This window comes from Pandoraea terrae, assembly GCF_902459695.1.
Classification (GTDB): Bacteria; Pseudomonadota; Gammaproteobacteria; order Burkholderiales; family Burkholderiaceae; genus Pandoraea; species Pandoraea terrae.
The window spans coordinates 60,270-66,957 of the sequence record NZ_CABPRZ010000031.1 but is presented as its reverse complement, the minus strand read 5'-3'; the positions used below and the strand labels follow the sequence as shown (position 1 = coordinate 66,957).

Below are 6,688 nucleotides of genomic sequence, written 5' to 3'. Positions count from 1 at the left end.
GGCACCTTGATTTCCTGCCACGATTGGCCGCCGTCGGTGGTGCGCCACACGTGCGGTCCCCAGCCGATCGCATAGCCACGCATCGGATCGAGGAATAGCAGGCGATCAATGTCCTGGAGCTCCGGCCAGTTCAGCTGCGCCCACGTCTTGCCGCCGTCCTGTGAGCGCCAGAGCTTGGAGATTTGTGGCTTCAGCACGTCTTTCCGCACCGGCGCTTTGTAATCCAGCCACCCCGTGCTCACGTACTGCGTGCGCCAGTCCTTCGAATACCACCACGCGCCTGTCTGTCCGCGCTGCTCGAACACGCGGGTCAGGCCACCGTCGAGCGTGCCGCGCAGAAGACTGACGGTGGTGCGGTTCAATTCCTCATTCACGTCATCCATCCAAGGCTCCGAAAATTCAGCGACCCCTGGATTCTTGCGCTCGCTTCTCGGCTTGAATTTGAGCTCCGGCCCCGCGATCTTGAGCGATATCACATCGTTATCGCGAATACGAAATGCTCCGCCGCCGTAGGGCTTATCGCTTTTCCCGAAGGTCATCGTGACGGTTTCCCAGCTTGGTGTCATGCTCTGATATCCATAGACAGTGGCAGCGAGCGCGATGAGTGCGCCGATGATGAGTTTCCAGCGCCGTGGGCGAGTCATGGTCAATTCGCCAGCAAGCGGCCCAAGGCGTGACTAACCGGATCGCCCATCTCGGCTTTCGTGGCATCCCATGCCTCGCCTACGGCAGTTATCACGTTGCTCGCTTTCTTCTTGGCCACCGCCCAGCCGCTCTCCACCGCCTGCTCCCAGGTACGACCGTCCGTCCATTCCTGGAGGTTCGGCTGTTGCCCGATTTTGTTCAGGTCCGAGATCGGCAGATCGCCCAGGCCGGCATCGAGATACGCCATCGGATGCGTCTTGAACGCGAATTCGGTGAAGGTCTCGTCCTCCAGTTCAAGTTCGAACTGCACCACCGTCATTCTGAAACTCCCGTTGCCACGCTTACTGGCCAGCGCAATCTCGTTTCCCTCCATGTTCTGGGAAAGTCCTTTCTCCATATTTCGTTGGAGGAATTTCCTTGCGTCTTCAAGCCATGTCTGTCCCGCCGAAGTGAGGCGCGGATACAGTTCCGCACCAAAAGTCGAGCAGTAGTAATAGCCATAGCTGACGTAGTAGCTCGGCGGCTTATGCCCGCAGCCGATATGCCGCATCATGAAGTTGCCGTGCCGCGACCAGTCCGAGTCGGTGCATTCCGCCTCGATCAGCTTCTCGCGGCGACGCAGCAGCGTGGAGAAACTCTCCCCGTCCTCATACGGTTTCCAGACCCGTGCCCACGCCTTGACCGCTTCCCACGTACTCGCCAGACTGACCTTCGTGACCGATGCCCAAGGCTCGCCGCAAACCGGCCGGTAGTAGTACGGACAAGTGCCGACGATCGAGGCTGCGGCCGGCGGCACCGTACACTCGCACGCACCTATTTCAGCGCTCGCTCGTTGTTCGTAGCATGCCGGGGTCATCATCGCCGTTGCCGTGCCCAAAACCCTTTCTTTTGCCGCCATCCTCAGTTACCCAGTAATTTGATCCGAACGTCCTGCGGGACATGACTCTGTCCTGCCTCATAAGGCACGTCAGAAAGACCGCTTCTTGAGCGTGTAGGCGTACAAGCCATACTGCGTGTTCGTTTCGGAATCGAAATAGCCGCCTTGGATGACCTTGTCGTTGGTCTCGCGCCATGACTTGCCGAAGTCGGTGCTGCTCAGGGTGTAGTCGTGAGACGCGCCGGCGCGCCGCCGGTCGGTCGCATAGACCAGCAACACGCCGCGTTTGCCGACATCCAGCCCGTCAACCGAGAGCCGGTCGTCGAAGGTGTGCAATTGCTCGACCCTGGGCTGCGGGTAACTCACCCAACTCGAAAGGACGCCAGGGCGATGCCCCTTGTCCTCGCGATCGGCCCGGTTACGCGGCGCGCCCAGGCGCGAAAGCGCATAGATGGAGTAACGGCCCGTCGTCTCTTGTGACGATTGCAAACCGACCACCACCTGCTGCGGCAGCACGACATCCAGTTCGAAATCCTGTTGGTCCCGGGCCAGCCGATAGACCACACTCGAAGCATCGTGCTCGCCCAGTTGCCCAACGTAGTAGGCGACGCGCAGCGTGCCGTCCGGACCCAAGTCGACCGCCTCGAACTTCTTGCGCGGTTGCTGCGCGTTTCTTGCCTGCGGCGGCACCTTGATTTCCTGCCACGATTGGCCGCCGTCGGTGGTGCGCCACACGTGCGGTCCCCAGCCGATCGCATAGCCACGCATCGGATCGACGAACAGCAAGCGATCAATGTCCTGGAGCTCCGGCCAGTTCAGCTGCGCCCACGTCTTGCCGCCGTCTTGCGAGCGCCACAGCTTGGTGATTTGTGGCTTCAGCACGTCTTTCCGCACAGGCGCTTTGTAATCCAGCCAACCCGTGCTCACGTACAGCGTGCGCCAATCCTCCGAATACCACCAGGCGCCGGTCTGCCCGCGCTGCTCGAACACGCGGGTCAGGCCACCGTCGAGCGTGCCGCGCAGGAGACTGACAGTGGTACGGTTCAGCCTTTCGTGTACATCATTTGCCCACGCTTCTTCTGGGACTGCCTGCGCACCGTTGTACCCTTTGTCGAGCCCGACGACGCGATAATGAATTTCCGCCCCTGCGATCTTGAGCGATATCACATCGTTATCGCGAATACGAAATGCTCCACCGCCGTAGGGCTTATCGCTTTTCCCGTAGGTCGTCGTGACGGTTTCCCAGCTTGGTGTCATGCTCTGATATCCATAGACAGTGGCAGCGAGCGCAATGAGTGCGCCGATGATGAGTTTCCAGCGTCGTGGGCGAGTCATGGCCAATTCGCCAGCAAGCGGCCGAGGGCGTGGCCAATAGGATCATCCACCTCGGACTTCGTGGCATCCCATGCCTCGCCCAAGGCAGCCATCGCGTTGCTCGCTTTCTTTTTGACAACCATCGTGATGGTTTCCCAGCTTGGCGACATGCTCTGGTATCCATACGCAATCGCAGCGAGCGCGATGAGCGCCCCAATGATGAGTTTCCAGCGCCATGGGCGAGTCATGGTCATTTCGCCAGCAAGCGGCCCAAGGCGTGGCCAATGGGATCGCCCACCTCGGACTTCGTGGCATCCCATGCCTCGCCCAAGGCAGCCATCGCGTTGCTCGCTTTCTTCTTGGCAACCCACGCACCGCTTTCCACCGCCTGCTCCCAGGTACGACCGTCCGCCCATTCCTGGACGTTCGGCTGTTGCCCGATTTTCTTCAGGTCCGAGACCGACAGATCGCCCAAGCCGGCATCGAGATACGCCATCGGATGCGTCTTGAACGCGAATTCGGTGAAGGTCTCGTCCTCCAGTTCAAGTTCGAACTGCGCCACCGTCATCCTGAAACTCCCGTTACCCCGTTTGCTGGCCAGCGCAATCTCATTGCCACGCATATTCTGGGAGAGACCGCTTTCCAGATACTCCTGAAGTTTCTGTCTTGCCAGGACTAACCACGCCTGTCCCGCCGAAGTGAGGCGCGGATACAGTTCCGCGCCATAAGTCGAACAGTAGTAATAGCCATAGCTGACGTAGTAGCTCGGCGGCTTATGCCCGCAGCCGATATGCCGCATCATGAAGTTGCCGTGCCGCGACCAATCCGAGTCGGTGCATTCCGCCTCGATCAGCTTCTCGCGGCGACGCAGCAGTGTGGAGAAACTCTCCCCGTCCTCATACGGTTTCCAGACCCGTGCCCACGCCTTGACCGCTTCCCACGTACTCGCCAGACTGACCTTCGTGACCGATGCCCAAGGCTCGCCGCAAACCGGCCGGTAGTAGTACGGACAAGTGCCGACGATCAAGGCTGCGGCCGGCGGCACCGTACACTCGCACGCACCTATTTCAGCGCTCGCTCGTTGTTCGTAGCATGCCGGCGTCATCATCGCCGTTGCCGTGCCCAAAACCTTTTCCTTTGCCGCCATCCTCAGTTACCCAGTAATTTGATCTGCACGTCCTGCGGGACATCACTCTGCCCGAGTGCCGTTTCACCGTTCTCGCCAGTCACGCCCTCGGAGATCAGCTTGCCTTCAGAAAACAATTGATACTTGACGTTCGCTGCTGGAATCGTTGTGCCGGTCCACCGGACGACAAATGCCTGGTCGTAGGCACCCTTCGAGTTAGGCAACACCGGAAGTGCGGCGGACAGCGTTTGTGGCCCTGTTTTTTGGAACGACGCTGAGCGGATGACTCGATCACCGCGCGTTCCGTCCTCGATGCCGATGTCACGAATACGAAAATACGAGCCGCCACAGACGAACAGGATTTCCTCCTTGGCCGAAATCACCACCTTCCCGTTGGCGCTGGTGATATTCATGCCGTCGAGTGCGGTAAGGTTCATCGCGCCGCTCTGAGCCTGGACGTCCACGTTGCCGTTGGCCGCCAGCGCCTTGATCCCACTCTGCTGCGCAAAGATTGAAGCGGCCTTGGCGGCGGCTACCGTGAAGCTGTCGCCGACGCTGAAGTCGGCGCTCTTGCCGGTCGTGGCCGCCAGATGCTCGCCGCTCAGCAGATGAATACTTTTCGGCGTCACAGCGCCGATGCCCTCCGGAGCGGAGAGCAGGATCACAGCCTTCTGCAGGTCCTTGAAGGCACTTTCGAGTTGCGCCTGCTGGGCCTTGACCTCGGCAAGTTCCGCCTTGGCTTGTTCCGCCATCGAGCGCAACGCAGATGCCTCGGCGAGCGCCGATTGCATTTGCATCAACGCGGCCGGCATGTCCAGATGCGGCGCGCTCGGGTCATCCTGCTTGTCGGCCGTCAAGAAAACGCCGGCGCTACCCCGCATGACCGCATGTCCCTGAGTACGCGCCTCAAACCCTTCCCCGCGTCGCTTCTTGTCGTGGGTGACCAGATAGCCCAGGCTGACCGAAGACTTCGCGAACACCGTGGCGACCTTGACGCCCTCCTGTCCCTTGTAGTCCTCCATGCGGATATCCGCACCGCGCAGCGGCGTACGCCAGATCGAGCGCGTATTCCAGCCGTCGATGCCGTACACCACATCGGTGCGGGCATAGTCGTGCGCCGCGCCGAGGATGATCGGCCGGTCGATGTCGCCGCCGGTGAAGCCGACCAGCACCTCCGTGCCGGGCAGTTTCGGCGAATGGAACCCGCCCCGGTACGCCGCCGACGGCTTCATCAGCCGCGTCGGCTTGCTGCCGAAACCGGGCTTGGTCTTGCGCCAGTCGAAGCCGAACTTCAGGAAATAGCGCCCGTGTTCGTCCGGATGCGCGTAGCCGTCGTCATAGCGCGATTCGATCACCGCCTTCACCGGCCCCGGCATCCAGCGCCAGTGCTGGTGCGGGTCGTATTCCGGGCGAAACGGCAAGTGCGACGGCATCGCCTCGAACTCGTTGCTGAACGGCTCGGCGCGCCCGCCTTGACAAATCAGCTTCGTGATCACGAAGCCGTACTTGGCGTCGGGCAGCGTGTGGTTCGTCAGACGCACCACCATGCCCGGCGTCATGCCCACGACGTTGCTGGTGCCCTTGTACACGGTCTGCCGCGCAATCTGCTCGTCGCGGCGCAGCTCGGCCACCGTCTGCGCCGCGTCGGCGGTGCGATGATGTTCGGCGCTGCGCCGCAGCGTGCCGGCGACCGACCGATCCTCATACGCGATCTTCGACTCCGCAGCGAGCGGGTCCTCGGGCGTGCGGTAGTTGTGATCCCACACACTGACGGTCTCGGGCACGCTCGTGCGGATCGTGCGCAGCGTCTGGATCGACTCGCGCCCCACGCTTTCGAGCCCGGCATGCGCGGCCAGCGGCACCTCCAGCGCACGCATATAGCCCTTGGCTGAATCGCCGAACACCAGCGTGTCGCGATACGCGCCTTTGGCGTCGTCGGCATGTTTGATGTAGTAATAGAGGCCGTACTTGCGGCAAATCCGTGAGATGAAATGCTCGACCGTCTCCTCGTACATCAGCACTTGCTCAAACTGCTCGGCCGACGCCTCGAACTCGAATTCGACATCGGAGTGCACGAACGTCTGGCGATCGACGATCGATGCCTTGATCACCTCGCGCAGCGACGTCTCGAGAAACACGCGTGAATCGGTGGTCTGGCGCAGCAGCGCGAAGCGTGGCTCCAGGCGCAGCCGGTAGGTGGCCTCATCGCGGCTCGACGAGACGTGCTCCCACTGCGTGACCACACCATGCCACGTGCGCAGCGCATTGCGCTCGGCCGTCATCCAGGCGGTCGCGGCAGTGTCGTCTTCAAGGCGCAGCATCGCCCAGCGGCCAATGCAATCTGCGCCGGGCAGACCCTGGATGGGCGAGGTCACGACGATATCGGCCATGAAGCTGCCGTTCATCTCGTCTTCAAGCCGAAAGCGCACCACCGACAACGGAAAATCCGTGCCGGGAATCGTGAGGTAAATGTGTTGGGTAGGCTGGGTGAGAACGGACTTCAGGTCTGCTGCTGCGTCGGGGAGTGTCTGCATCGCGCCGGGGGAGAGTTCAATGACGGACGAACGACACGGCGGCGGCCTCGTAGGGGCGCTGTCACTCGCATCGTCAGGACTCAAAACGATATCAACGCTCCGGCGTAGGCGTCTATGGGCAAAGGCCCAAATTAGGAACTGGATGGATTTTGTATGCGTGACAGTGTTTGTGATTTGCCCCGTCATCACGTC

General features: G+C 61.2%; 6 protein-coding genes. All 6 read right to left on the bottom strand.

Annotated elements, in window-relative coordinates; all coding sequences use genetic code 11:
* Positions 1-644, bottom strand: a 644-nt coding sequence (locus PTE30175_RS24770) for a WD40/YVTN/BNR-like repeat-containing protein (protein ID WP_420819675.1), incomplete at its 3' end; no start/stop codon positions are given.
* Positions 645-646: 2 nt separating this feature from the next.
* Positions 647-1,504, bottom strand: coding sequence for a hypothetical protein (locus PTE30175_RS24765; RefSeq protein WP_224788959.1), 858 nt, complete (start codon positions 1,502-1,504; stop codon positions 647-649).
* A gap of 108 nt (positions 1,505-1,612) precedes the next feature.
* Complete coding sequence (locus PTE30175_RS24760) at positions 1,613-2,857, bottom strand: WD40/YVTN/BNR-like repeat-containing protein (RefSeq protein WP_338044473.1); 1,245 nt, start codon at positions 2,855-2,857, stop codon at positions 1,613-1,615.
* The gene (locus PTE30175_RS24755; protein ID WP_150699727.1) at positions 2,854-3,084 is read right to left on the bottom strand and encodes a hypothetical protein; all 231 of its coding nucleotides are present in this window, start codon (positions 3,082-3,084) and stop codon (positions 2,854-2,856) included. Before PTE30175_RS24755 ends, PTE30175_RS24760 begins: the two co-directional genes overlap by 4 nt.
* A 2-nt stretch (positions 3,085-3,086) precedes the next feature.
* Entirely contained in the window at positions 3,087-3,962 is an 876-nt protein-coding gene (locus PTE30175_RS24750) for a hypothetical protein (RefSeq protein ID WP_224788958.1), read from the bottom strand.
* Positions 3,963-3,985: 23 nt separating this feature from the next.
* The gene (locus PTE30175_RS24745; RefSeq protein ID WP_191629202.1) at positions 3,986-6,496 is read right to left on the bottom strand and encodes a type VI secretion system Vgr family protein; all 2,511 of its coding nucleotides are present in this window, start codon (positions 6,494-6,496) and stop codon (positions 3,986-3,988) included.
* Between the last annotated feature and the right edge of the window lie 192 nt (positions 6,497-6,688).

Bases quoted from the DNA above. Each gene is read 5' to 3' on its own strand.
- PTE30175_RS24765 (WP_224788959.1), bottom strand. From the start codon at position 1,504: ATGATGACCCCGGCATGCTACGAACAACGAGCGAGCGCTGAAATAGGT.
- PTE30175_RS24760 (WP_338044473.1), bottom strand. From the start codon at position 2,857: ATGACTCGCCCACGACGCTGGAAACTCATCATCGGCGCACTCATTGCG.
- PTE30175_RS24755 (WP_150699727.1), bottom strand. From the start codon at position 3,084: ATGACTCGCCCATGGCGCTGGAAACTCATCATTGGGGCGCTCATCGCG.
- PTE30175_RS24745 (WP_191629202.1), bottom strand. From the start codon at position 6,496: ATGCAGACACTCCCCGACGCAGCAGCAGACCTGAAGTCCGTTCTCACC.